A 24,397-nucleotide genomic window follows, 5' to 3' on the forward strand; every position below is an offset into this window, starting at 1 on the left:
TTTTGTTTTGTTCCTTAGTAGACTAATTATTATAGTAGTGAAATATCAATTTTTTTCCCGCCCCTTTTATTTTTTGAATTTTCAATCCTCCGCAAAAAAAGTTCTATCTGATCAAGCCGATAGACGCGGTAGTTATTTATCGGATGACGGTATGCGCTAAGATTACCTTTTTTGTCCCAGTTGCGAAGTGTCAAGGGGGTAACCCCTAAAATTTGGGCTGCTTCTTGTATTGTAAGGTATTTTCGCTCCATTTAATACTTTACTAAACCTTAATAACTTAGGCGCCTAAGTTATTAAGGTTTAGTAGCTAAGAGTAATCTTTTTTCTGTGCTTTTTTCTCTCTTTCATTTTCGTTCCCAACGAGGTTGGGGTCAATGTGGGTTATCCACAGCATGTTTAAGTAAATACTCACAAGTACTGAACCGTAATGGTTTGCCCTTGATGGCAAAACGCGCTATCATACGAGAATGAATACCATTACTATTCCCACAAAGAAAATTAAAAAAGAAGGGGGGATTGTGGTCCTTTCCTTGGAGGAGTATAGAAAGCTGTCCGAACGAGCAGTGCCGACCTATTATTTAAAAGGGAAAGCAGCTAAGAAGTTTGACAGGATGGTGGAGGCGGGACTTAAGGAGTATAGGGAAGGCAAGACAATTAGCGCCCGATCTCTTGGTGAGGCCATGAAAATCTATGCCAAGAAAAATAAGAGGAGTTAAATACTCTTTGAAAAGATGATTCCCCTGCACACCAAGGTTAAACCTTATTGTTACTATTAAATTCATGGACCAACCTATAAACCGTTTTGAGTACGCGGCTAAAATAGTACTGTATGTTGTGGCGGTGTTACTGCCGCTTTGGGTTTTTCCTATACAAATTTCGGCCGATTTTGGACGGGAGGTTGTTTTGGGAGCACTGGTTGTAGTTTCCGCAGTTCTGGGGCTAATCTCTATCCTTACTAAGGGAGAGATTTATTACCGACGCTCGCCGATTCTCTGGGCGGCAGCAGCGCTTCTTTTGGTATTTGGTATAAGCACTATTCTTTCCAGGTCCCCCATGATTTCTCTGCTTTTGGCGGACGCTTCCACCGAAAAGCTTTCCACCCTGATTTTGGGTGTCCTACTCATGATTCTTTTGGGATCGCTTTTTAGATCACGTTCCGAAGCCGGAGCATTTATACTGCTTCTTGTGTTTTCCTCCGCACTTTTGGGTGTGCTTACAGTCATTCAATTTTTGTTTGACTTTTCTCTTTACCGCTTAATGTTGCCTGCTGTAGCCAACGGTATTGGTTTTAGTCCCATAGGACCAACTAATAGTCTTGCGCTTTACTACGCCGCCTTATTTATTCTTACCGTTGTATTTTTGCTGGCCCCACCCGAAGGTTGGAAGTCATGGGTTCGTTATGTTCTTATGCTGGCTGCGGCAGTTTTTCTGTTTAATCTGTTCCTCATACACTATCGTATTGCCTGGATAGTGCTTTTGGGTTCGGGAATTTTTCTGTTTGGACTGCTGTCAAAAACTCTGGGCATGAAAGACGGGAGAGGGGAGGTTTCGTGGCGCTACTGGTTCGCTTTGGCGCTTTTGGTGCTTTCCATTGTTATGGTTATGATACGCGGTCCAGTTTTTGTTAAAGTGGGATTTCCGGCAGAAGTTGCACCTTCGCTTTCTGGAACTTGGCGCGTGGTTAGTAACGTCTTCAAAGAAGGAGTAAGGCCGCTACTGCTGGGATCAGGTCCCGGCACTTTTGCCGTAGACTGGCAATTATATAAAGACCCCGCCGTCAACCAGACTATTTTCTGGAACGTACGATTTAATCAAGGAAATTCGTTGGTTGCCACGCTTCCCGCAACTGTGGGGATTTTGGGATTGCTGGCCTTTCTCGGGTTTACGGGTGTCTCTATTTTTCTCTTTTTGCGGTACCTCCTGCTTTCCAAAACAGAAGAGGGCGCTTTACCCCGAAGCACCTTTTTAGCTTTTGTGGCCGCGGTTCTGGCTATATTTCTTTATCCCGCGAATCTAACCATTATTATTTTACTATTTGTGGCCTTGGGCCTTCTTCACGTTTTAATGAGCGGGGGCGGCAGCGGATTTTGGAGCATTCGTGAAAAAACAATTTCTTTTAAAACGCCCGGGTCTCTTTTTAGCTCTTCGCTGATTATTATCTTTTTTCTGGCCCTCGGCATTGCCGTGCTTTACATGCAGGTGGGACGCATAAGAGCGGCCGTGGCCACCCGGCAGGGCTTTGTGGAACTTAATCGTGGGTCGGTTGAGGAAGCTATTTCTAAGCTGGAGAGCGCCGTATCTTTTGACGAACGACACTACGCTTATCATCAAAATTTGGTTATTGCCCGTATGGAAAAAATACGCAGTATCATACAGCGTGCCTCTAAAGGAGAGGATGTTCAGCAGGAATTTCAAAACACGGTTTCCTCGGCAGTACAAAGTTTGCAGCGGGCCACTGACCTTAATCCGTCAGAAGCATCTCTGTGGAGACAGCAGGGTGCATTTTACGAGCTGATCATTCCTTTTATTCAAGGCGCAGAACGGTTTTCTTTTGAGGGGTATAGAAAAGCCGCAGAACTTGACCCCCTGGATCCCTCAATTTGGACCGAATGGGGACGATCCGGCATTGTTTTTGCCGATCGGATACAGATAGCTATGGATCAAGCCAAGAAAGCAGAACGGGAATCCTTGGGTCAGGCCCGCGTTTCCGTGCTTCGCGAATCGGAGCAGCTCCTTAAAAAGGCAGTCGGGGTAAAACCAGATTTTGCGCAGGCGCATTTTCTTCTGGCGCAGATCGCTTTGAGGCTCGGAGACGCCGGCTCTGCCGTAAAAAGCGTTGAAGCGGCAAAGTTAACTGCACCGTTTGATATAGGTATTGCGTTTCAGCTGGGGCTTCTTTACTATCAGAACAATGACTTTGATCGGGCCGAGGCGGAATTTAAAAGGGCTCTCTCGTTAAATCAGGATTATTCCAATGCCCGTTATTTCCTGGGCCTTATTTATGCTCGTCGCGGCAACAAAGAGGCGGCCATAAAAGAATTTGAAAGAGTGTTGACGTTTAATCCTAATAATCAGGAGGTACGCAAAATTTTGTCTAACCTGCGAGGTGGAAAGCGGGCGCTAGAGGGTATTGTGCCGCTTGAAAGTAGAAAAGAGGCGCCCGTGCGCTAGGTCTTAAGTATTTTGGAATTTTAATGCGTATACTTAACGGTGCGGTGCAATCTGTCAATGCCGCGGCGCTATTGCTTGGCGCCGCGGGTTTGTTATCTCGTCTCTTGGGGGTGTTGCGCGACAGGCTTCTCGCGGCACGGTTTGGTGCAGGTGGAGAGCTGGACGCTTACTACGCCGCATTTCAGATACCGGATTTTTTGAACGTTGTTTTTTTACTGGGTGCAGCGAGCGCCGCAGTGTTGCCTATTTTTCAGGAATATCTGGTTAAGGACCGGGAGGAAGCCCGCCGTTTGATTTCTGACCTCGTTACTATTTTTCTTGCAGGTTCCCTTTTAGTTGCGGCTCTTATTTTTTTTCTCGCCCCGCTAATAGTGCCTTTTATAGCACCGGGTTTTTCTCCAGAAAAGCGTGTTCTCACGGTAACTTTGACTCGTCTCCTGCTTCTTTCGCCGGTCATTTTTGGAATTTCCAACGTTGTATCTTCCGTCGTGCAGTCTTTTCAGCGTTTCTGGGCATATGCTATTGCACCGGTTCTTTATAATCTCGGAATTATTTTGGGAATTGTTGTTTTTGTGCCGGTGTTTGGCGTAGCGGGGTTAGCTTTTGGTGTTTTGGCGGGTGCGATTCTGCATCTGGGCACTCAACTTTTGGCAGTGAGAAGTCTTGGTTTTTCTCCGCGTCTCGGCTGGCAAGGGATAACCGAAGGAGTAAAAAAGGTACTGAAGCTTTCTTTTCCTCGGGTTCTTTCCGTTTCTCTTTCCCAGCTGACACTGCTTATACTTATTGCCATCGGCTCCACGCTGGTGGAAGGAAGCATTTCCATTTTCCAGCTGGCGCAGAATTTATACTTCGTGCCTATTGGGATTTTTGGAATAAGCTACTCCGTGGCTATTTTCCCGAGACTGTCCCGTGTTTATATTGGACGAGACGCTCGGGGGTTTTTCTATGAGTTATTTCTGGGTATTCGTTCCATTATTTTTTGGATGGCGCCGGCCACGGTTCTTTTTATCGTTTTGCGCGCCCATATTGTAAGGGTGGCGTTGGGCGCCGGAGCATTTTCCTGGGAAGATACAAGGTTAACGGCTGCGGTTCTGGCGGTGTTTTCTCTTTCTCTGTTTGCAGGCGGACTGGTTTCCCTGTTAATCAAGGGTTTCTATGCCCTAGAAAATACCTGGAGGCCTTTGATTATAAATATTTTTGCTTCGGTTTTCTCCGTCGCCCTAGCCCTTATTTTTTCTGCGGTTCTTGGAGAGGCGTCCGGTTTTACTCAAGGATTAGCAAATCTGCTTCGCATCCCCGACGTTTTGGACAAAAGGGTGGTTGGTCTTGCGCTTGGGTTTTCGCTCGGGTCGGCTGTCAATATCTGGCTTCTTTATGGGGCGTTGAAACGTCTTGCCCGGAAGAGTTTTGGTCACGACCAACCCCTTCCGTTAGGAGAATTTTTGAAAATTATATTGGCGGCATTGGTTTCCGGCCTAGCGGCTTACGGAGTGCGGTTAAGTTTTTCCGAAACTCTTCCTCTTATTACATTTGTCAGGGTTCTTGTTCAGGGAGCAACAGCCGGCGTGGTTGGTCTTGCGACATATTTTGGAATTTTACTGTTACTGAAAGAAGAAACAGTATTTTCGCTCGTAGGCACACTTAAGCGTCGTCTCTTTCGTGTTGGTGTTCTCCCGGCCCATTGGGACGGCGAGCTGCACGGTCCGCACCCGCATCAACACTAAAATTAAACCGATGGCACATGCAGAACATACGTAATTTTTGTATATTGGCGCACATTGACCCCGTTAGAGATCCGATGCCCAAGGCATCGGCAGTCCCGACGTCGCGTCGGGACTTATCTCTAACGGGGTTGACCACGGCAAGTGGATAACAATATCAGAAATTTTGTTATTATTGCTCACATAGACCACGGCAAAAGTACCCTTGCTGATCGTTTTTTGGAACTTACCGGGACAGTGGAGAAACGCAGGATGCGAGAGCAGTTTTTGGATACGATGGCCCTTGAGCGGGAACGGGGCATCACTATAAAAATGGCGCCGGTGCGGATGGGGTGGCAGGGCTACACATTTAATCTTATTGATACTCCCGGCCACGTGGACTTTACCTACGAAGTTTCCCGCGCCTTGGCCGCAGTGGAGGGCGCGATTTTGCTGGTGGATGCAACGCAGGGCATTCAGGCCCAAACCCTTGCCAATTTTCAGCTTGCGCAAAAAGAGGGGCTTGTTGTGATTCCCGCCATAAATAAAATTGATCTTCCTTCAGCAGAGATTGTGAGGACCGAAGCAGAGTTTGTTTCTTTGCTTGGTGCGTTGCCGGAAGACATTTATAAAATTTCTGCCAAAACCGGTGAGGGCGTTGAGGAACTTTTGAGGGCGGTAATAAAAAAGGTGCCGCCGCCGCAAAATAAAAACGAGGAGATGCTGCGCGCGCTTATTTTTGATTCTCACTTTGATCCTTATCAGGGTGTGATTGCTTACGTGCGGATTAGGGAAGGATTCGTCAAAAAAGGAGAACGTATTTTTTTTCTGGCAACAAATTCAACGGCAGAAATTTTGGAGACAGGTGTTTTTATGCCCGAGAGGGTCCCTAAAAATATGTTGTCCGCCGGAGAAATTGGTTTCCTAGCCACCGGAGTCAAAGAGACGGAACGGGTTAGGGTAGGAGATACGATTGCCAAAAATAAATCTGCGGACTCCTTAACCGGATATCGTGAGCCCCAAGCAGTAGTTTTTGCCTCAATTTTTCCAGAAAACCAGGACGATTATGAACCATTGCGCGAATCGTTAAAAAAATTAAAACTAAACGACGCTGCTTTGACTTTTGAGCCGGAGGAGTCAGGGGCGCTGGGACGCGGAATGCGTTCTGGGTTTTTGGGCGTACTTCATATGGAAATTGTGGCGGAGCGGTTAAGGCGAGAATACGGACTTAAGGTAGTATTTACCAATCCATCCGTTGCCTTTCGTGTTAAAACAAAAAGCAGTGAAGACTTTATTTATTCGGCGGCAAAAATGCCGCAGCCTCATGAGATTGAGTGGGTTAAAGAGCCGTGGGTTAGGGTTGAGGTGATAACACCAAAGGAATACCTTGGAACTTTTGGTTCTTTGGTAAGCGAAAAAAGCGGAAAAATTTCTGACACGTCAAATCTGGCCGGAGAACGGCTGCTGTTTAAGTTTGAGGCGCCGCTTCGTGAAATCATTGTTGATTTTTATGATAAATTAAAAAGCGTATCGCAGGGGTTCGCCTCTATGTCTTACGAGATTATTGATTATCGGCCGGCGGATTTGGTGAGAATGGAGATTTTAGTTGCCGGTCAAAATCAGCCGGCGCTTGCCGAGATTGTTCCGCGGGGAAAAGTGTATTTTACAGCACGTGAGCGTGTGCAAAAATTAAAAGAGCTTCTGCCGCGCGAACTTTTTGCCGTGGCGATTCAAGCCGAAGTTGAAGGACGGATTATTGCTCGTGAGACCGTGCCCGCGTTAAAAAAAGACGTTACTGGCTATCTTTACGGAGGCGATCGTACTAGAAAAATGAAACTTTGGAAGAAGCAACAGAAAGGGAAAAAGAAATTAAAATCTAGGGGGCGGGTAGAGATTCCACCGGAGATATTTTTGAAGTTATTAAAAAAATGAGAACCCCCAAGGGGTTCTCTAATAAGAGGTCTTTATCTTAGCGACGCAGCTTTCCGGCTTCTACCACGCGGCTTACGGCGTGAATATAGGCCGCAGTTCTCATGTTTACTTTATATTGTTCGTGTTTGGCAACTACTTGTTTGAAGGCTCGTACCATCTGTTCTTCCAGCTTTTTGAGTACTGTCCCCTCGTCCCAATAATCCTGCTCTCGGCCTTGTATCCATTCGTAGTAAGAAACTGTTACCCCGCCGGCATTGGCCAGAATATCCGGTATCACGAAAACACCGTTGGCATGAAGTATTTCGTCAGCGTCAGGAGTAGTGGGGCCGTTGGCTGCCTCGGCAATGATTTTGGCCCGGATCAAAGGCGCATTTTGGGCGGTTATAACATTTTCCAAGGCCGCTGGGACAAGAATAGCAACCGGTAGCTGCAGAAGTTCTCCGTTGGAAATTCTGTCTGCCTCCTTGTAGTTTATTACTGACCCTGTTTCTGCCTTTACTTTTTCTACATCAGATATGTTTAAACCCCGAGGATTGTAAATGCCGCCTTGAGAGTCGGATACGGCTTCTACTCTAAAGAGAGCCCTCTGAAAGAGTTTAGCCGTGATAGATCCGGCATTGCCAAATCCCTGTACAGCTACAGTAAGAGAAGAAATTGGGCGCTTTTCCCCGCAATACTTTAATGCTTCTTGTGCCGTAATGAAGGTGCCGCGGGCCGTAGCCTCATTGCGTCCCAGAGAACCCCCTAGTACTACCGGTTTTCCAGTAACAACCGCCGGGATTGTGAATCCCTTAAGGCGACTATACTCATCCATGATCCAAGCCATAACCTGCGGATTGGTATTAACGTCAGGCGCCGGGATGTCGCTATCCGGACCAATCAAGGGAGCGATTTTTTCAGTATATTTTCTGGTAAGTACCTGTAGTACGTCTCGCGACATATTTTTGGGAAAGTAATTTCTTAGGAAGGCAACGCGCTCCGGGGTCAAGTCCTCGAAATGAGGAGCGATCCCCCCCTTGCCGCCGCCGTAAGGAAGACCCATTACTGCGCATTTCCACGTCATCCACATGGAAAGCGCAATCACCTCATCTTCGGTGACATCGGGATGATAGCGGATGCCGCCCTTGGCCGGCCCAAGCCAGGTGTTGTGCTGGGAGCGAAAATAAAGAAAGCTGGCCTCTGACCCGTCATTAATGTCAATTACAATCCGCCCCTTGAGGATACGCTCCGGATAGCTTAGTTTAAGGTAAATTTTTTGAGGTATATCAATGTAGGGGCGTACTCGTTCAAGTTGTTTAAGAGCAATAAGCCGCGGATTAATGATGGTTTCCACGGAACCTCCTTATTTGGGCAACGCCCAAAGGGAAGTTAGGCTTCCCGAAGAGAACATAGCTCCGTTTAAAAAAGAAGTCAACCAGATGTGTCTTGTATTATGCAGCCATTGTCAAAAACAAACCCTCTACTACCTTCACGTTAAGGAAGAGTTTGGTGTATGGTATACTATATTTGTTTACACGTCAGTAGCCACCTATAAAAAGCGGAATAAGCAGATAAGCAACCATGGATATGACCCCAAGTAAGGTTATACCAATCCATATGATTCTAAGCTTTTTTGTGTTTCTCATCATCTTTATAAAGATACCATATAATGCCTAACATATCTAACAAGTTAAAAGGTTCTCTGCCTTTTCATCTTTTACTTTTTGTAATCGCAGGGATTATTGTTTACGGGGTCCTTAAAACGTTGGCGCACACCTTGAGTTTGCGGCAGGAAGCGAGCAATAGTCGGGCAAAAATTGAAGAACTTTTACAAAAAAAGGCAGAACTTGAAGCGTATCTGGCAGAGCTTGAAACGCCGCAAGCTTTGGAGCGGGAGGCCAAGGAACGTCTAAACCTGAAAAGACGGGGAGAAGAAGTTGTGGTGGTGGTACCCGAAAAAAAGGACGAAGATAAATCAGGGGGAAAAATGTTTTTGGAGAAAATTAAGCATCTTTTAGAGTACATATTTAAATGAAAGTAATACTTTTGGTTATCGGTATGGTCGTCGGTTTATTCCTGGTTAGTGTTATGACCGGTTTTTATCCGGTGGCCTTGGTTGACGGCGCACCGATTTTTTACAGGACGTGGAAGAAAACCGAGGAGGCGGCAAAACATTTTGCCAATACCCAGCTTGTTTCTAGGGGGTCAAAACCAATAGATTTCTCTGCGCCCCAAAACTCGGAACTCCTGCTGGCTGGCCGCAAAGACACCCTGACCTCTTTGATTGAGGATACGATTTTGCATCAAGGGGGTAAAAAGCTGCATAAAGGTTTTGAGCGTTTGGTTGCGGCAAAAGTCAGCACGGCCCTAAAAGATAACGAGGATATAGAGCAGGCGGCCAAACTGGTTTATAATCTTGATCTTGACGACTTTAAAGAGCTGGTTTTACTTCCGCAGGCGCAAGGCGAGGTTGTGGCAGAAATTTTAGAAAAGCAAAATCAGGATTTTGAGGGGTGGCTGCGCGAAGCCAAGAAGCAGAAGAGGGTTTTTTTGATGTTTGTTCCATTCAGTTGGGACGGCGAGCGGATCCAGTGAATTTTTGAATTTCTCCGGAACCAGACCATTTGTCTACGTGCATATTTAAGGGTGTAACGGACAAGATAATATAACAATTCGGAACGTGGGAGTTTTTGTTCCAGTGCAGAAAGTGCTCCGCGATATTCAAATCCCAGTTCTTGTATACGTTTTTTACTCATCCCTTGGCGGAGGAGTTTTTTTGTTTCTTTTATGAGACCCTTTTGTATCATTGTCGCCGCACGCGCCTCAATTTTTCTTCTAAGGACGGTTTTTGACGGACGAAGTCCGAGCCAAAAAACATTATAGGGGGAGTGTTTGACTAATCTGGGCACCTCACCCATTATTTTGGCAACCTCAATGGCACGAATCAGGCGGCGCGGATTTTTTTGCTCAATGGTTTTGGCCCGCCGGGGGTCAAGTTTTTGTAAAATTTTAAGAAGTTCCGCGGGGCGTTTCTTTACCAGTTTTTTTCTAAGTCTTGAGTTAGGCGGCACTGTCGGCAAGTTGATGTTATAAATAAGCGCATCAATCCAAAATCCCGTGCCACCCACGATAATAGGTATTTTCCCCCGGCTCGTGATGCCACGTACTACCTGCCCTGCAAGTCGTCTGAAGCCAACGACAGTTAGTTGTTGCTTGGGTTCCGCGACGTTAAGCAGGTGGTGCGGCACGCCGCGCATTTCTTTTTTGGAAATTTTTCCGGTTCCGATGTCCAAACCTCTATAAATCTGTCGTGAGTCAGCAGAAATTATTTCGCCATTAAATTTTTTAGCTAGCCTGACCGCTAACTCAGATTTTCCAGAAGCAGTGGGGCCCACAATAACAATGAGTTTCTGACGGCTTGACATGAGTTGATTATATTTATATACTTATTTTGGTTTACTTTTACTTTGGGGAGGCCCCTTATGTTGTTTGTGGTGAGAAATATTAATCCAGAGGAAGTAGAAAAGAAGCTACGCGCGGCTGGCTACGGCGTACTTTTCGGACATAAATTTGAGTTCAGTATGGACGCAAAAACTGGTGTTTCTGAAGCCCGCCTGTCATATTTGACTTATATGGCAAAGGCGATGTAGAAATTCATCTTGGGGTGCCCGGTGGGTTTTGTTTGACAGTCTGTGGGAAGACCCACGGAGAGATTGATAGTGCTCTTATTGATCTTGGGTTAAGACCCCAACCCACAATTTTCCAGCTTATGATTAATCCGGTTGACGCTATCTAACGAAAAAAACACGATCGCTCTTAACAAAGAGCGGTTTTTTTACTCCGTCACTTCCACCCAACCACTTTGGGATGCATTGCGATGATTGTGGTATCCCCAAGTTCCAGCTCTTTCAAAAACAAAAGAAAAGCTTTCTCCGGGACTAAACTCCTGAAAAGAATTGAACTCCGGATAAAGATTGTGGATAGGATGCGGACCTGAAGCTATCCAAGCTGGACGACTGCTTTTGTTAGCCCAAGTCACTTTGTCGCCTTTTTTGATTTTTATAGAGGCGGGTTCAAAGTCTGCGTCTCCGATCGTTACGGTAACTTCATTGTTTTCGGATTTAGTCTTTTCTTTAGGCTTTTCGCACTCCCCGCGATATTTTACATCTTTACCGGCGGCTAAAGCGTGGCAGGAATTGGAATAAGTTTTACCATCCGCGCCGCAGACGGGGCTGTATTCCTGCGTGCACAAAATTGGCTCCTTTTTTCCTTTATCAACCTTCGGGGATTCATCTTTGTCAATGTTTTCAATTTCTTTTTTAAGTCGTTTGAATTCTTCTTCCAGCGACTCCACTTTTCTCTCCGCTGATTCCAGCAGAGATTTTGCGGCGCGGGCAAGACCAAAGGCGCGGCCAAATTGTTCCTCGCGAAATGCGGCTCGCGCTTCTTCCAATTTAGAGCGTCCTCCACCAAGAAGAATTTCAATACTCTTTTTATCCTCCGCTACGGAGGTATTTTTTATTTCGGATTCAAGTTCTATGAGTTTCTTCGTCGCCTTGGCAATTTCGTCTCCGGCCCTTTCTTTGGCTTCGCGTACCGTCTCGTCAAAATCGTCTTTAATGTCATCCAAGGCCTCTCTGATGTCATTGTCCATGTCTTCAAGCTCTTCCAGCGCCTCAAGGTCCTCCAAGTCATCAGAGGGATCTTTTTTTAGATGCTCTTTTAATTTTTCTTTAAATATCTTCTTGTCAAGCTCAAGGGCATGTTTTGTTGTTTTAGCAAGGTCTTTGTTTACCTCTTTTATTTTTTCTTCTTTAATTTCTTCAAATTCGTTGAAAAGTTTTTGATGCGTAACTACCCGGTCCGCCAATTTTTCAAGTAAAGTATCAACGTTTTTATTTTTTCCGCGTAGATTCTCCAGCCGCGCCGCAAGAGCTTTTTGCGCGTCAAGATAATTTTGGAGGGCAGCCTCAATAGCTTTTTCTTCTTCGGTAGAGGCAATCTTAGTCAGTTCCGCCAGCTTTTCGTCTGCAATCCTAAGTTCTATTTCGGCTTTTTTCACCGGGTCAAAGGCGAAGAAGAGTTTTATCCCGCGCCCCAAACTTTTTATGAAATAAAAGGGACTGGTGGGAAGCGTGGCGGGTTCCTCCACGCCAAGAGTTTTAAACACGTCAACCGGAGCATGCGCCGCGGCGTAAGAGACTGTAAGTAATAACGAAAGTAGAATAAAAGCAAAAAATACTTTTTTCATATTTTTTCCTGAACCGTTTTTTTAATAAATGCATCTAGGGTCATGTTTTGAATATTTTTGTCACCGCGTCTGCGCACGGAAACTGTTTTTGACCCCGCTTCCCGTTCACCAACGACAAGAATATAGGGAATTTTTTGAAGTTCTGCCTCGCGTATTTTTTTGCCTATAGTTTCGTTGCGGTCGTCAATCCAGAAACGTATATTTTCTTCACGAAGCGACCGAGCAAGCTCAAGACAGTATTTTTTGGTTGCATCGCTTACTGAAAGTAAAGACACTTGTATTGGCGAGAGCCAAAAAGGAAGGGCCCCCTTGAAGTGCTCAAGCAGTATCCCAATAAATCGTTCAAAAGACCCGAAAATTGCGCGATGAATCATGGCTGGCCTTTCCGGTTTCCCGCGCTCATTTATATACTCAAGTTTAAATCGTTCCGGCATCTGAAAATCAAGTTGGGCTGTTGCAATGGTCCAGACCCGTCCCAAAGAGTCTTTAATATCAAAATGAATTTTGGGTCCGTAAAAAGCGCCTTCGCCCTTGAGGATTTTATAGGGCAGGCCAACTTCGTCCAATGCCTCTCCCAATATTTTTTCCGCCTCTTTCCATGCCTGAATGTCACCAAGCGCCTTTTTGGGCTTGGTAGCCAGACCGTAACTGACGGGAAGTCCAAGATTTTTATAAAACTTCTGTGTCATAGTAAGAACTGCTACTAACTCCGATTTGATTTGATCGCGGCGGCAAAAAATATGAGCATCGTCCATGGTAATTTGGCGTACCCGAAGTAGACCCCCCAGAACCCCAGAGAGCTCATTGCGGTGGAGTCGGCCAATTTCTGCCAAGCGCAGGGGCAGGTCGCGATAGCTTCTTTTGGAACTGCTGTAGACCAGAGTGCTCTCCGGGCAGTTCATGGGCTTGAGCGCATAGATTTCTTTATCCACCTTGAGCTGAAAAATGTCGTCTTTAAAAAATTTCCAATGCCCAGATTTTTCAAAAAGTCCTTTCTTAACCATAATCGGGGTGGAAATTTCATGATAGCCGTATTGGTCCTGAAGCGAGCGTATATATTTTTCTAGCTCCTTTACAACCGTCATTCCTTTGGGATGCCAAAACGGCGCCCCCGGCGCTACATCGTGGAACGAAAAAAGGTCAAGTTTCTGACCCCATTTTCTGTGGTCGTTTTCTGGTAAATCTATTTTGGTCATAGTCCTACTATAGCAATAATTTAGGAAATTTCAACCGCGTCTTCGCAGAGAATTTTCAGGGCGCCGTCTTTGTCGGAGACCCGGCCGCGGACTAATAAAACTTTTTCTTCCTGCCAAATACCGGGATTCCTTGTCAGAACCTTGGGGAAAACCAATACTTCGGTGCGCCCGGTCAAATCCTCTAATTTTATAAAAAGCATGGGTTCGCCGGACTTGGTGGTAACTCTTTGTACCCCTCCCACTACTCCGCCCACAGAAATAAGTTGGTTTCGTAGCTCGCCTGTAAGGTTTTTTATAGGTAAGGCGCGTTGAGCACCTAACTTTTCAAGGTATTCTTGAATCGGGTGCTCAGTAACATAAAGCCCAAGGAGCTCTTTTTCCCACTGCAGTCTTTCGCGTTTTGATGCTGGCGCCGCCTCTTTTAGTTTTAGCGACGCCAGTTGTGTCTTCGGGGTTAAACTAAAAAGATCAATCTGGCCGCTGGAACGTGTTTTTTGCGACTCACGGTTATACTCAAGGATAAGTTCAAGATTAGCTAGAAGCTGACCTCTTTCGCCCAAACCATCAAGGGCGCCGCACTTGATAAGCGACTCCAGCGATTTTTTATTGAAATCTTTGTGTTGGATGCGTTCGGCAAAGTCGGTAATAGAGGTAAATCTCCCTCCGTATTCGCGTGCATCCCGCCCTTCAGGGCGAGGCTCGCCCTCGCGGGCGGCAATAACGGCCTGTACAATGTTGGTGCCCACGTTTTTTATTGATTCAAGACCAAAGCGGATTTTATTTTTCTCCGTATTTTTAATAAGTGTGAAGCGCGCAAAACTTTCATTGACGTCCGGAGGAAGTACGGGTAGGTCCATACGCTGACACTCGGTAATAATATCGGCAATTTTTTCCATATCGCCGGAGTCGGCGGTAAGCACCGCGGTCATGTATTCTCCCGGGAAATTGGTTTTCATATAGGCCGTTTGATACGCTACCCGTCCATAGCTTGCGGCATGGGCCTTATTAAATCCGTAAGCGGCAAAGGGTTCAATAAGATGCCAAAGCTTTTCGGCCTTTTCCGGTACCATACCGTTTTTAATAAGTCCCTGAATAAGTTTTTCTTTTTGCGCCTGCATCTCGGCTGGTATTTTTTTGCCCATGGCCTTGCGGAGTTTATCTGCTTCCAGCCACGAATATCCGGCCAACTTAATCGCGATCATCATGACATCGTCTTGGTAGACGATCACTCCGTGTGATTGTTCAAGTATTTCTTTCATGCGCTGGTCAAGATGTTGAATAAGGGCTGGGTTATGTTTCCTGCGGATGTATTCTGGTATGGACTCAATCGGCCCGGGACGATAGAGCGCCACCATGGCATTGATATCGTGAATGGAGGTTGGTTTTAACTCTTTCAGATAGTGCGTCATACCGTCGCCGTTTAACTGAAAAAGACCCTCGGTCTCGCCCCGCGCGAGTAACCCAAAAGTTTTTTTGTTGTCCAGCGGTATATTTTCAATGTCAATGTCCACATTGTTATATTTTTTAACAAGATCCACGGCGTCTCCGAGAATTGATAGGTTGCGTATTCCCAAAAAATCAAATTTAAGAAGGCCGGCGTCCTCCACCGAATGCATATCGTACTGGGTGATAATTTTTCCGCCCTTGGGGTCAAGCTGCAGCGGTATATATTCCTGCAGGGGTTGGGGAGAAATTACCACGCCGGCCGCATGCACTGAAATGTGGCGCGCGCAGCCCTCCAATTTTCTTGCCTGATCTATTACCGTTTTTGCGTCCTCCTCGGTTTCATAAACCCCCCTAAGTTCTGGGGTGATTTTAAGCGCCTGCTCAATAGTCATAGGAAAGCCTTGAGAGCCAAAGGGTATCAGTTTGGCAATTCTGTCGCCGACAGAATAGGAGTGGCCCAAAGCCCGCGTTACATCGCGCACCGCAGCTCGCGCCATCATGGTTCCAAAAGTTCCGATCTGCGCCACGTGTTCTCTCCCGTATTTTTCTTTGGCATATTCAATTACTTCGTCCCGGCGATTGTCGGCAAAATCCATGTCAATGTCCGGAGGAAGCGGACGCTCCGGATTTAAAAATCTCTCAAAGGGCAGTTTGTATTCTAAGGGATTAATGTTGGTTATGCCGGTAAGATAAGTTACCATGGAGCCGGCAACCGAACCGCGTATGGTTGTCAGTACACTCTTTTGGTGGGCAAAGTTGAGGAGGTCGGCCACCACCAAGAAATAGGGTGAGAAACCTTTTTTGGTAATCAGGCCAAGTTCATACTCAACCCTATCTTTGACCTCGTTGGTGAATTCAATTTTTCTCTGGGCCGCGCCTTCAAAAGTGAGTCTTCTCAACTCCGTGTCATAAGTTGTGCCATCCGGCAGTTTAAGATTTGGAAAAGTCCAGGTTCCAAGAGGTATTTCTATATTTACGTGGGAAGCAATATCCTGGGTCGCAGCAATAGCTTCGGGGTGGTTTGGAAAAACGTCGGCCATCTCCTGACCCGAGCGCATAGAAAGGTTGGCTCCCTTCATGGTGAGACGATTTTCATCATCAAATTTGGCACCGGTCTGCACGGAAACCAAAATATCCTGCGCTTCCGCATCCTCCGGCTTCACGTAGTGAATATCATTGGTTGCCACAAGCCTTGCGCCTGTTTTTTGAGAGAGATACTCCAGCCCCTCGTTTATTAACTTTTGATCGGGATAGTTAAAGTGGGCCCCAAGTTCCAGAAAAAAATTTTCTTTGCCAAATATCTCTTGATATTCGCGGACAATGCGCTCGGCCGTATCGGCTTTTTTTGACGCGAGAGCCCGCGCAGTTTCACTGGCAAAACAGCCCGAAAGTGCTATAAGTCCCCCCGATAGCTGGCGTAGCAGCTCTTTATCCACGCGCGGTTTATAATAAAATCCTTCCAAGTGGGCTTTGGTAACGAGTTTAACTAGGTTTTTATAGCCTTCGTAATTGGTGGTAAGCACCGTCAGGTGATAGCGTTTGTCGTCTAGCCCCGGCCGTTTATCCTGCATACGTTCGTAAGCCACATAAAGTTCTGCGCCAAGAATGGGTTTTATGCCTGCTTTTTTTGCTGCCTTGTAAAATTCAAGCGCGCCATAAAGATTCCCGTGGTCAGTAAGCGCCAGAGAGTCCATATTAAGTTCCGCCGCGCGGTTTATAAGTTCATCTATTTTAGCCAGACCATCCAGAAGACTGTAGTGACTATGTACGTGAAGGTGGGTGAATTTAGCCATGATTTGGTTGCACTAATTATACGAAAAACTTGTCGTAAACAAAATGCCCTGATTATTTTCAGGGCATGGGCAAAACCCCCTTGGAGCGGAAATACTGGATTATGGGCTCCGCCAAAAATGCAAATCCCGGAGAGTTGGCGTTGGCAATCATGCCAAAGGCCATGGCTAGCATCTCGCCGTTCATGTTAAAAATCGGGGCGCCAGACACGCCGGGGTTAAACAGCATATCCAGATGGATTATTTTATCGCGGGCGTTTTCCGGAAAGCCGAAGTTTTTTGTGGTATTCTCGGTAGTAAAAGTTCGGCTCACAACCCCATGTATAGTGCTGAAGTAAAAAGCAAAAGGGTGTCCTATTCCAAAAACATTCTGCCCGTTTTGCAGGGTGGCGGCACTGGTAACCACAAGCGGCCTGAAAGAAATTTTTTTATCGGTCTTTATTTTTACTATAGCCGCATCCATACCGTCGTTGGCAACAAGTTCAAGCGGGAAAGTAGTGCCGTCGTAGAAAAGAGCTCTTAAGTTGAGGACGCCAACCACGGCATGGCTTACTGTAAGTATAAATCCGTCTTTGGTCTGGACGGATCCGGCAGCAACTATTCGTTTAGTGTATTCTGTGTCAGCGGATTCTTTTCTAAGAATAGGGTGGATCGTTGAGGGTTTGATAGAAAAGATGTCTGATTTCTTTTCCGAAGATGGATTGGAAGGTGGTCCCTCGGTATCCGTAATCAGGTCTCCGATAATGATCACGACCGAAGGAGTAACGTGCTTAACAAGGTCAGGCAGCGAGAATTGACTGGCCGTATTGCCGCAGGCAGTTAAAATTAATATAACAAGGCATAGGCCCCATTTTTTGGGTGACACGCCAACCCCCTTTGTGCTAAAAGATCTTAGGCTTATAGTAACTTGTCTGGAAATTTATGCAAACAAAATTTATTATTGGCATTGATGAAGCTGGCCGCTCACAGAATGAGCGAGCCTCGCCTTATCCTTATAACAAATACATTATAGGTATAGACGAGGCGGGGCGGGGTCCTCTGGCCGGTCCGGTTGTCGTTGCCGGAATCAGGGTACGTACACGCCACAAACATTCAGGTTTTTTCAGGAATATTCGCGACTCAAAAAAACTCTCTCCAAAACAGCGGGAGCAATGGTTTAGGCGACTGACCGACCATCCCAAAATTGAGTGGGCAGTAGCGCGAGTTTGGCCGAGCGTGATTGATAGAATAAATATTGCGCAGGCGGCGAATCTTGGCGCCTGCCGGGTCTATAAAAAACTTTGTCCCAGAATAAATCTAGGACAGAACACGCAGACTCTTCTTGATGGCAGTCTACATCTTTCTACAAAAACCCCGCATGAGACAATAGTCAAAGGCGACGAAAAAATTCCTGTGATCTCCGCCGCTTCTATAATTGCTAAGGTCACCCGCGATCGCATTATGCTCCGGCTTCACAAAAAATACCCGCATTATAGATTTGACGTACATAAAGGATACGGGACAAAAAAGCATAGGGAAATGCTTAAAAGGTTTGGTAGATCAAGGGTCCATAGAAAATCGTTCCGTTTGACAAAACATAAGGACTAATTATTTTTGCTTTCCGCCTTCGGGCGGACTTTTGTTTGCCAAAAAAGGTTATTTTGGTATACTACGGTGTATGGTAATCCGGATGAAACATACCAAAGGGAAGCGCAATCGCGTGAGGTCGCACCACGCCTTAAAACCCATGCGGTTTGGCAAATGCAGTCATTGCGGACAGGCCGTGCTTCCCCACATGGTTTGCCAAAACTGCGGCTATTATGCCGGCCGGCAGGTTATTGATGTTCTTGCTAAATTAGACAAAAAAGAACGCAAGAAAAAAGAAAAAGAACTTCATCAGCACGAAGAAGAAGCAGCCGTAAAAGGGGAAACGTTGAATGCGGAAGAGTTATCACACCGCTAGTTTAACGAGTTACGCTTCGCTACAGTTTAATGAGTTTAAAACCAACCAACTCATTAAACTCAGCAACTGATTAAACTATGGCTAGTCGTCATCTTGCTCGTTCCATCGTAATGCAATCTCTTTTTGAATGGGATTTTCAAGGGAAAGATCCCAAAATGCTGGAAGAGATTGTGGAACGCAATAAAAAAGAATTTGGGCCCGGACTTGATGAGGAGTACGGGTTTATTGACCGACTCATAAAAGAGACTATAGAAAATCTTCCCAAGATTGATAAAATAATTGAGAAGGCGGCGCCGGAATGGCCGATTGAGCAGATTACCTCGGTGGACCGCGCGGTATTGCGTTTGGGGCTTTACGAGTTGCTTTTTGGAAATAAAGAAGAAGTTCCGCCCAAAGTTGCCATTAACGAATCCATTGAACTGGCCAAATCTTTTGGCGGCGAATCTTCGGGTAAATTTGTAAACGGAGTATTGGGCACGGTGTATCGAGAAATCGGCGAACCCGGTAAAGAATATCCGACAAGAGAGGAGTTGGCTAAAAAACGGGAAGAGGAATCCGCCTCCGCCGAGGCTTCCGCCGACGCTAAAGCTACGGCGGACAAGGAAGAAAAAACCCAAGAGGATGATAAAAAATAATAATAATCCTACGAATCACGAATTTCCGCGAATTACGAATTAGTAATTCGTTAAGATTCGTAATTTTTAGAGAGTTTTGTGTATAATCTTTCTAAATTAGAAGATAAACTCTTATTAAAATTCAATAATCAGGACCTGTTTTTACAAGCCCTAACCCACCGCTCTTATTTAAACGAAAATCCCTCTTTCCGCGTGGGGCAAAATGAGCGTCTGGAGTTTTTGGGAGACGCGGTTTTGGAATTGGTGGTGACGGAAGAGCTTTATAACCGTTTTCCGGAAAAACCCGAAGGAGAGTTGACGAGTTACCGCGCAGCACTTGTAAATTCCAAAATGTTATCCGAAGTTTCGGTGGAAATGGGTATTAATGATTTTTTGCTGCTGTCGCGGGGTGAAGCCAAAGACGTGGGCCGCGCCCGTCAATATATCTTGGCCAATGCGTTTGAGGCGCTCACCGGCGCAATTTATCTTGACCAAGGGTATGAGGCTGCCAAGGGTTTTATAAATCGCGTTTTGCTTCCGCATATTGATGAGGTATTAGAGAAGCGGCTTTATAAAGACCCCAAGTCGCTTTTTCAGGAAGAAGCGCAGGAGCGGGTGGGGATTACTCCTAATTACGAAGTTATCCGCGAATGGGGGCCGGACCATGACAGGCATTTTGTTGTGGGAGTGTTTCTCGGGAAGGAGTTAATAGCAGAGGGCGAAGGACCGTCAAAGCAAACAGCGCAAGAGGAGGCGGCAAGAAACGCCCTGCACCTCAAGGGCTGGGTCTGAAGCCAACTGCTTGGCTTCAGACGGGCATTTTAGGGCAAGCCTGCATCGGAGCGAAGCGGAGGTGCGCGTCGAGCCCGTTAAAATGCCCGGGGGAGAGCTGAAGGAAGCTCGACTGGGCGAAGCCAATTTATGTTACTCGTTTATATCACTTGTAAAAACAAAAAAGAGGCCCAAAAAATTGGGCTCGCGCTTTTAAAGAAACGGCTGGTAGGGTGTAGCTTAGTAATTCCCCACGCGACTTCTTTTTACTGGTGGCCACCCAAGAAGAACAAAATTGAAAAAAGCCGAGAGGCGGTATTGCTGGTCAAAACCCTTGAGAAAAAATTCCCGCGACTGGAGCGAGAAGCAAAAAAACTTCATTCCTACACCGTACCCTGTATTCTCGCGCTTCCGGTTGCTAAAATAAACAAAGACTATCTTGTGTGGTTGAGGAAAGAAATATAAGTGTCATGGGGCATGAGGATAAAAATCGCCTGCTATTGCAGGCGGGTCGAGAACTATTGGTCTAATATGCGTCTGTCTCGTCCAACTCCGAGGTAGAGAAGTTGTACGATTAAAGTATTGGTTCGAATTCTACGTTTCTTGGCAGCTCTTTTGAGGACTGCATCCATATAATCGGGAATACAAATCTTTCGCAATACTCTACGATTTTGACCACTCGTTTTCGAAAGAGCTTTAGGCATTATTATCCCCCTGTTTTGATTGGGCCTATCCTTAGGCTAACAAATCCTTGCGGGGCAGTCAATAAATACCAAAAGTGTCATGGGTCATGAGGAATGGATTTTGGCAAATAAAAAAAGCAGTTTTACACCATGCTGAGGGTGGGAAGTCAGGATGACTTCCGCTTGAGCTCGATGATTTCGGCGTCGTAGCCAGAAGCAGTGATGATGAGCTGCTCGAAGGGAACTTCAGGAAATTCCTTCTTGGCAGCCTCGACCATTTCTGCGAGAGTGGGGAACTCCACCTCTCTGCCGTTGGTGTCCCATCTGACTTCTTTGGCCAGACCCGGATCCGTTGTGTATGCCATGTGGCACCTCCCTAAATGGTTGGCTGATGGACTCACTCTATATACAGTATAACATTAAATTGTATAACTTGTCAAGTTTTTGTCGGTATGGCTTGAAAAATGGCTTATCCGCCGGAGGCGGACCCGCCTCTGGCGGGAAATAAAGCCTCCTTCGCATCCTCCTTCGTCATAGACTTCGGATGGACGTAGTAAAGCTACGGAGGGCCGAGGGAAAATCCCCGCCTACGCCAAGGCTTCGGCGGGCAGGCCTGCGGTTAGTTATTGAAAGAGTAGAAGTGCCATGGGTCATGGGGCTAGGGTATGGATTTGATTTGACTTGATTGAAGTTCGACTTCAATCAAAAAGAAATAGGAATTGAATATTAAGCATCCGTTTTTATGTATCTGAAGAAGTTAGAATTAAGTGGGTTTAAGTCTTTCGCAAGGTCCACGGTTTTAGAATTTCCTTCAAAAGTTACGGCAATAGTAGGACCGAATGGCAGTGGCAAGTCCAATATAAAAGAAGGAATCCAGTGGGTTTTGGGAGAGCAATCCATGAAGTCTTTACGCGGCAAAAAGGGCGAGGACTTGATTTGGAACGGTTCGCAACAGATTCCAAGAGTGGGAAAAGCGTCGGTGACGCTTCTTTTTGATAATAAAGACGGCAAAATTCCAATTGAGTTTGATGAAGTTGCTATTTCCAGAAAAATTTTCAGGGACGGCCTAAATGAATATTATATAAATGATTCGCAAGTGCGCTTGAAAGACGTGGTAGAACTTATGGCGCGAATCGGACTTGGCGAAACAAAACACAATATTATCGGTCAAGGAGAAGTGGACAGAATTTTACTTTCTTCACCTCGCGAGAGACGCGAGATGCTGGAGGAAGCTCTGGGGCTTCGGGTGTATCAACTAAAAAAGAACGAAGCCGAGCGCAAACTGGAAGCAACCGGAAGCAACATGAAGCAAGTAGAGGCCTTGGTGCGTGAAATCGCGCCCCACCTTAAGTTTTTGAGCGCTCAAGCCAAAAAAGCCGAGGCAAGAGGAACGGTTGAGGGAGAGCTTAAACAATTCCAAAAAATTTATTTTGCCAAAGAATCAAAAGAAATTCAGGACGAGAAAAAGAGCGTAGAAGGAAGAGCGGCGCCGGTTCTTAAAAAACGGGAAGAAGCAAAAAAAGAGATGGAGCATCTCCGCAGAGAAGTTGCAGAGGCGGAGAAGTCTCTGGCCGGGGTTAGCGTAAAAAGTGAAGACGAAAAGAAGTTGATGGAACTTGAGGCGCGGCGCAGAGAATTGGAACGAGAAATCGGGAGACTGGAGGGGAAACTTGAAGTAGAGCAGGAAAAAGCTAAAAGCCCCAGACTCCGGGCGGTAGATACCCGCTATATTCAGGACGAAATTCGCGAGTTTCTGTCCGAGATCCGCGCTATTATAGAGGAGGAGGACCACATGGAGGCGGTTCGCTCCCATCTTCTGGTTTTGATTGAAGATATGGAGGGTTTGCTTAACCAGATTGAGCGCGGGACCGTGGAGGAGAAACGGGACGAGAAAGAATTTGTGATTTTGCGCGAGCTTGAAAAAACCTTGGCCCCGCTTCAGGGGGAACTTACGCGCACCACCAAAGAAATAGATAAATTGCAGTCCGTGCGCAGGGCCGAGGTTGAGAAATATCGCAATGTTCAGCAGAGCATCCGAGAACTTGACCAACAGCTTCGGGCGTATCAGGACGAGGAGCGGGATCTTGCGCTTGCCTTGGAGCGTTTTAAGTTTGACGAAGAGAGACTGCGCCTGCGCCGTGAGGTTTTTATTCGGGAACTTGAGGAATCAGAAATAAAGCGCGAGGAGTTGTCGCCGGCGATGCTGGATGGATACGAGGCCATGTCCGGAGAGGAATTGAAACGTAAAATTGAACGACTGCGCGGAAAGTTGGAAGAGATTGGCGGCATTGACCCCGCGGTGGTTAAAGAATATCAGGAAACGGAATCCCGGCACTCATTTTTAACCAAAGAACTTGAGGACCTTGAACAAGCGTCCGGCTCGCTCAAAGAACTAATCAAGGAGCTTGACCAGCACATTAAAAAAGACTTTAAAGAGGGATTTGTAAAAATTAAAGACGAATTTCATAATTATTTCCGTATTATTTTTGGCGGAGGCAAAGCATCTCTGCATTTTGTGGACGTTCCCATCCGCGCTCAACACGAGGAGGGAGAGGGGGAAGAGATGGAGGAAGAGCATGGACCCATTGAGGAAGGAATAGATATTTCAGTTGACCTCCCGCGAAAGCGTATCAAGGGTCTGGCGATGCTTTCGGGTGGGGAGCGCGCTCTTACCTCTGTCGCGCTTTTATTTGCAATTACCGCCGTAAATCCTCCGCCTTTTTTGGTTCTTGACGAAACAGACGCAGCATTGGATGAAGCCAACTCCCAGAGGTATGCAGCTATTTTGAAAGAACTTGCTAAAAAAACGCAGCTCCTTCTTGTTACTCATAATCGTGAGACTATGAAAGTGGCTGGAATCCTTTATGGGGTGACTATGGGGGACGATGGCGTATCAAAACTTCTGTCGCTGAAGTTAGAAGAGGCTGAAGTGTATACAAACCGCTAATATTTTGTTGTCTACACAAGAGAAAGTGATTTTATGTCTTTCTGGCGGCGCTATGGCCGGCGTATTTGGGGCCGGTGTTCTTAATACTCTTGAGAAAAAAAATTTTTACGAAAGGGTTGAGGCCGTCTACGCCGGCTCAGCCGGAACATTTAACGGCGCCTTTTTCCTTACACATCAAACTGATCTAGGGGCATCAATTTATTTTGAAGAAGCAACCAGGGGCTTCATTTGTCCCCGTAATTTAGTTCCAAGCTTTCTGCGGCAGTTTTATAATCGTTATATAAAAAGATTACCGGTCTCAAGTATGCGTCAGGTTCTGAATATGGACTATATTATGGAGGTGATGACCAGTAAAAAACCGCTTGATATAAAACGATTGGTTGAACAAAAGATACCTATATATGCGCGGCTTCTTAATGTTGAGACCGGAATGATTGAATATATAGATACGCGTTTACACAATCCACTTAAGATATTAAAAGCTGCTGGGAGTATTATGCCGTGGTACTCTATTCCCCAGAAAATTAACGGAAGGTTCTACATAGATGGGGCGCTTAAGGAGTCTATTGGCCTTCGCTATGTATTTGAAAAATATCCGCACCGCAAAATTATACTTATTTACAACGAACCCATGAGGCGGAAGTGGTGGTATCATCCGCACAATTTGTTGATTTATGCAATTTCCAAAGTTTTTCTTGAATTTTACACTATCCCCGCTCTTTACAAAATTTATAAAAATAAAGAAGTTCTTGTGAGGCGGGATTTGGAGCTTGCTCTGAATAATAAAAGGTTGTTGCTCATATGTCCCCCACCCGATAGTCCTACAACGCCCATTACGACCGACCCCGAAAAATTAAAAATTACTTTTGAGATGGGTAGGGGGGCTGCTGAAAAAATTTTTGACTTCATTCGGTAACTTGCGTAAACTGCATTTTTATGCTACAATTTTTTAGTTCGCGATATCGGGGGTGATTA

22 protein-coding genes are annotated in these 24,397 nt (G+C 45.9%); 14 read left to right on the forward strand and 8 right to left on the reverse strand.

The genetic code is table 11. The features are described 5' to 3' along the window. Positions 1–29: 29 nt before the first annotated feature. Positions 30–251, reverse strand: coding sequence for a MerR family DNA-binding transcriptional regulator (locus HYW89_03565; protein QQG45053.1), 222 nt, complete (start codon positions 249–251; stop codon positions 30–32). Positions 252–467: 216 nt separating this feature from the next. Between HYW89_03565 and HYW89_03570 the strand changes: the two genes are divergently transcribed. The 4 genes from HYW89_03570 (at position 468) to lepA (ending at position 6,803) form a co-directional block, all read left to right on the forward strand. Next, positions 468–716, forward strand: coding sequence for a hypothetical protein (locus HYW89_03570; GenBank protein ID QQG45054.1), 249 nt, complete (start codon positions 468–470; stop codon positions 714–716). A gap of 64 nt (positions 717–780) precedes the next feature. Further along, on the forward strand, positions 781–3,171 hold the full coding sequence (locus HYW89_03575) for a tetratricopeptide repeat protein (GenBank protein QQG45055.1): 2,391 nt from the start codon (positions 781–783) through the stop codon (positions 3,169–3,171). A 44-nt stretch (positions 3,172–3,215) separates the two neighbouring features. Further along, a complete protein-coding gene (gene murJ, locus HYW89_03580) occupies positions 3,216–4,895 on the forward strand; it encodes a murein biosynthesis integral membrane protein MurJ (protein ID QQG45056.1) in 1,680 nt (559 codons plus the stop codon). A gap of 141 nt (positions 4,896–5,036) precedes the next feature. After that, entirely contained in the window at positions 5,037–6,803 is a 1,767-nt protein-coding gene (lepA, locus tag HYW89_03585) for an elongation factor 4 (GenBank protein ID QQG45057.1), read from the forward strand. Positions 6,804–6,840: 37 nt separating this feature from the next. On the opposite strand, the gene HYW89_03590 is transcribed toward lepA, so the two are convergent. Continuing rightward, positions 6,841–8,136, reverse strand: coding sequence for a Glu/Leu/Phe/Val dehydrogenase (locus HYW89_03590; GenBank protein ID QQG45058.1), 1,296 nt, complete (start codon positions 8,134–8,136; stop codon positions 6,841–6,843). Positions 8,137–8,451: 315 nt separating this feature from the next. On the opposite strand from HYW89_03590, the gene HYW89_03595 reads away from it, so the two are divergent. Together HYW89_03595 and HYW89_03600 are read left to right on the forward strand one after the other, a co-directional pair. Further along, a complete protein-coding gene (locus HYW89_03595) occupies positions 8,452–8,817 on the forward strand; it encodes a septum formation initiator family protein (protein ID QQG45059.1) in 366 nt (121 codons plus the stop codon). Next, the gene (locus HYW89_03600; GenBank protein QQG45060.1) at positions 8,814–9,377 is read left to right on the forward strand and encodes a hypothetical protein; all 564 of its coding nucleotides are present in this window, start codon (positions 8,814–8,816) and stop codon (positions 9,375–9,377) included. The genes HYW89_03595 and HYW89_03600 overlap by 4 nt, the downstream gene beginning before the upstream one ends. On the opposite strand, the gene miaA is transcribed toward HYW89_03600, so the two are convergent. Further along, positions 9,281–10,207, reverse strand: a complete 927-nt coding sequence (gene miaA / locus HYW89_03605) for a tRNA (adenosine(37)-N6)-dimethylallyltransferase MiaA (protein ID QQG45061.1) — start codon at positions 10,205–10,207, stop codon at positions 9,281–9,283. The genes HYW89_03600 and miaA overlap by 97 nt on opposite strands. Positions 10,208–10,264: 57 nt before the next feature. Between miaA and HYW89_03610 the strand changes: the two genes are divergently transcribed. Then, positions 10,265–10,432: a hypothetical protein gene (locus tag HYW89_03610; GenBank protein ID QQG45062.1), complete on the forward strand. Its 168-nt coding sequence runs from the start codon at positions 10,265–10,267 to the stop codon at positions 10,430–10,432. A gap of 185 nt (positions 10,433–10,617) precedes the next feature. Here HYW89_03610 and HYW89_03615 read toward each other — a convergent pair whose 3' ends face one another. From HYW89_03615 to HYW89_03630, 4 genes are all read right to left on the reverse strand, one after another. Beyond that, positions 10,618–11,436: a hypothetical protein gene (locus HYW89_03615; GenBank protein QQG45769.1), complete on the reverse strand. Its 819-nt coding sequence runs from the start codon at positions 11,434–11,436 to the stop codon at positions 10,618–10,620. Between the two features lie 593 nt (positions 11,437–12,029). Beyond that, positions 12,030–13,229 carry a threonine--tRNA ligase gene (gene thrS, locus HYW89_03620; protein QQG45063.1) on the reverse strand — a complete coding sequence of 400 codons (1,200 nt, stop codon included), beginning with the start codon at positions 13,227–13,229 and terminating at the stop codon, positions 12,030–12,032. Positions 13,230–13,249: 20 nt separating this feature from the next. Beyond that, complete coding sequence (locus HYW89_03625) at positions 13,250–16,468, reverse strand: DNA polymerase III subunit alpha (GenBank protein ID QQG45064.1); 3,219 nt, start codon at positions 16,466–16,468, stop codon at positions 13,250–13,252. Positions 16,469–16,526: 58 nt separating this feature from the next. Beyond that, positions 16,527–17,330: a trypsin-like peptidase domain-containing protein gene (locus HYW89_03630; protein ID QQG45065.1), complete on the reverse strand. Its 804-nt coding sequence runs from the start codon at positions 17,328–17,330 to the stop codon at positions 16,527–16,529. Between the two features lie 56 nt (positions 17,331–17,386). On the opposite strand from HYW89_03630, the gene HYW89_03635 reads away from it, so the two are divergent. From HYW89_03635 to HYW89_03655, 5 genes are all read left to right on the forward strand, one after another. Continuing rightward, entirely contained in the window at positions 17,387–18,052 is a 666-nt protein-coding gene (locus tag HYW89_03635; GenBank protein ID QQG45066.1) for a ribonuclease HII, read from the forward strand. Positions 18,053–18,122: 70 nt separating this feature from the next. Continuing rightward, positions 18,123–18,407, forward strand: coding sequence for a 50S ribosomal protein L32 (gene rpmF, locus HYW89_03640; protein QQG45770.1), 285 nt, complete (start codon positions 18,123–18,125; stop codon positions 18,405–18,407). Between the two features lie 77 nt (positions 18,408–18,484). After that, entirely contained in the window at positions 18,485–19,042 is a 558-nt protein-coding gene (nusB, locus tag HYW89_03645; GenBank protein QQG45067.1) for a transcription antitermination factor NusB, read from the forward strand. 78 nt (positions 19,043–19,120) lie between these two features. Next, positions 19,121–19,813 (forward strand): ribonuclease III, encoded by a 693-nt coding sequence (gene rnc, locus HYW89_03650; protein QQG45068.1) that lies wholly within the window; start codon positions 19,121–19,123, stop codon positions 19,811–19,813. Between the two features lie 129 nt (positions 19,814–19,942). Continuing rightward, on the forward strand, positions 19,943–20,257 hold the full coding sequence (locus HYW89_03655; GenBank protein QQG45069.1) for a divalent-cation tolerance protein CutA: 315 nt from the start codon (positions 19,943–19,945) through the stop codon (positions 20,255–20,257). A gap of 385 nt (positions 20,258–20,642) precedes the next feature. On the opposite strand, the gene HYW89_03660 is transcribed toward HYW89_03655, so the two are convergent. Continuing rightward, positions 20,643–20,840 (reverse strand): hypothetical protein, encoded by a 198-nt coding sequence (locus tag HYW89_03660; protein QQG45070.1) that lies wholly within the window; start codon positions 20,838–20,840, stop codon positions 20,643–20,645. Between the two features lie 377 nt (positions 20,841–21,217). Between HYW89_03660 and HYW89_03665 the strand changes: the two genes are divergently transcribed. Continuing rightward, complete coding sequence (locus tag HYW89_03665) at positions 21,218–23,422, forward strand: AAA family ATPase (protein QQG45071.1); 2,205 nt, start codon at positions 21,218–21,220, stop codon at positions 23,420–23,422. Between the two features lie 7 nt (positions 23,423–23,429). Then, a complete protein-coding gene (locus tag HYW89_03670) occupies positions 23,430–24,338 on the forward strand; it encodes a patatin-like phospholipase family protein (GenBank protein QQG45072.1) in 909 nt (302 codons plus the stop codon). Positions 24,339–24,397 lie beyond the last annotated feature (59 nt).

The organism is Candidatus Sungiibacteriota bacterium (genome assembly GCA_016432465.1).
In the GTDB taxonomy this organism is placed as follows: Bacteria; Patescibacteriota; Minisyncoccia; order Sungbacterales; family HO2-52-23.

Excerpts from the sequence above, each read along its gene's own strand:
- HYW89_03665 (QQG45071.1), top strand. The coding sequence starts at position 21,218 with ATGTATCTGAAGAAGTTAGAATTAAGTGGGTTTAAGTCTTTCGCAAGG.
- miaA (QQG45061.1), bottom strand. The coding sequence starts at position 10,207 with ATGTCAAGCCGTCAGAAACTCATTGTTATTGTGGGCCCCACTGCTTCT.
- HYW89_03610 (QQG45062.1), top strand. The coding sequence starts at position 10,265 with ATGTTGTTTGTGGTGAGAAATATTAATCCAGAGGAAGTAGAAAAGAAG.
- HYW89_03565 (QQG45053.1), bottom strand. The coding sequence starts at position 251 with ATGGAGCGAAAATACCTTACAATACAAGAAGCAGCCCAAATTTTAGGG.
- HYW89_03600 (QQG45060.1), top strand. The coding sequence starts at position 8,814 with ATGAAAGTAATACTTTTGGTTATCGGTATGGTCGTCGGTTTATTCCTG.
- nusB (QQG45067.1), top strand. The coding sequence starts at position 18,485 with ATGGCTAGTCGTCATCTTGCTCGTTCCATCGTAATGCAATCTCTTTTT.
- HYW89_03615 (QQG45769.1), bottom strand. The coding sequence starts at position 11,436 with ATGGACAATGACATCAGAGAGGCCTTGGATGACATTAAAGACGATTTT.
- HYW89_03595 (QQG45059.1), top strand. The coding sequence starts at position 8,452 with ATGCCTAACATATCTAACAAGTTAAAAGGTTCTCTGCCTTTTCATCTT.
- HYW89_03570 (QQG45054.1), top strand. The coding sequence starts at position 468 with ATGAATACCATTACTATTCCCACAAAGAAAATTAAAAAAGAAGGGGGG.
- rpmF (QQG45770.1), top strand. The coding sequence starts at position 18,123 with ATGGTAATCCGGATGAAACATACCAAAGGGAAGCGCAATCGCGTGAGG.
- HYW89_03575 (QQG45055.1), top strand. The coding sequence starts at position 781 with ATGGACCAACCTATAAACCGTTTTGAGTACGCGGCTAAAATAGTACTG.
- thrS (QQG45063.1), bottom strand. The coding sequence starts at position 13,229 with ATGACCAAAATAGATTTACCAGAAAACGACCACAGAAAATGGGGTCAG.
- HYW89_03635 (QQG45066.1), top strand. The coding sequence starts at position 17,387 with ATGCAAACAAAATTTATTATTGGCATTGATGAAGCTGGCCGCTCACAG.
- HYW89_03625 (QQG45064.1), bottom strand. The coding sequence starts at position 16,468 with ATGGCTAAATTCACCCACCTTCACGTACATAGTCACTACAGTCTTCTG.
- HYW89_03660 (QQG45070.1), bottom strand. The coding sequence starts at position 20,840 with ATGGCATACACAACGGATCCGGGTCTGGCCAAAGAAGTCAGATGGGAC.
- HYW89_03655 (QQG45069.1), top strand. The coding sequence starts at position 19,943 with ATGTTACTCGTTTATATCACTTGTAAAAACAAAAAAGAGGCCCAAAAA.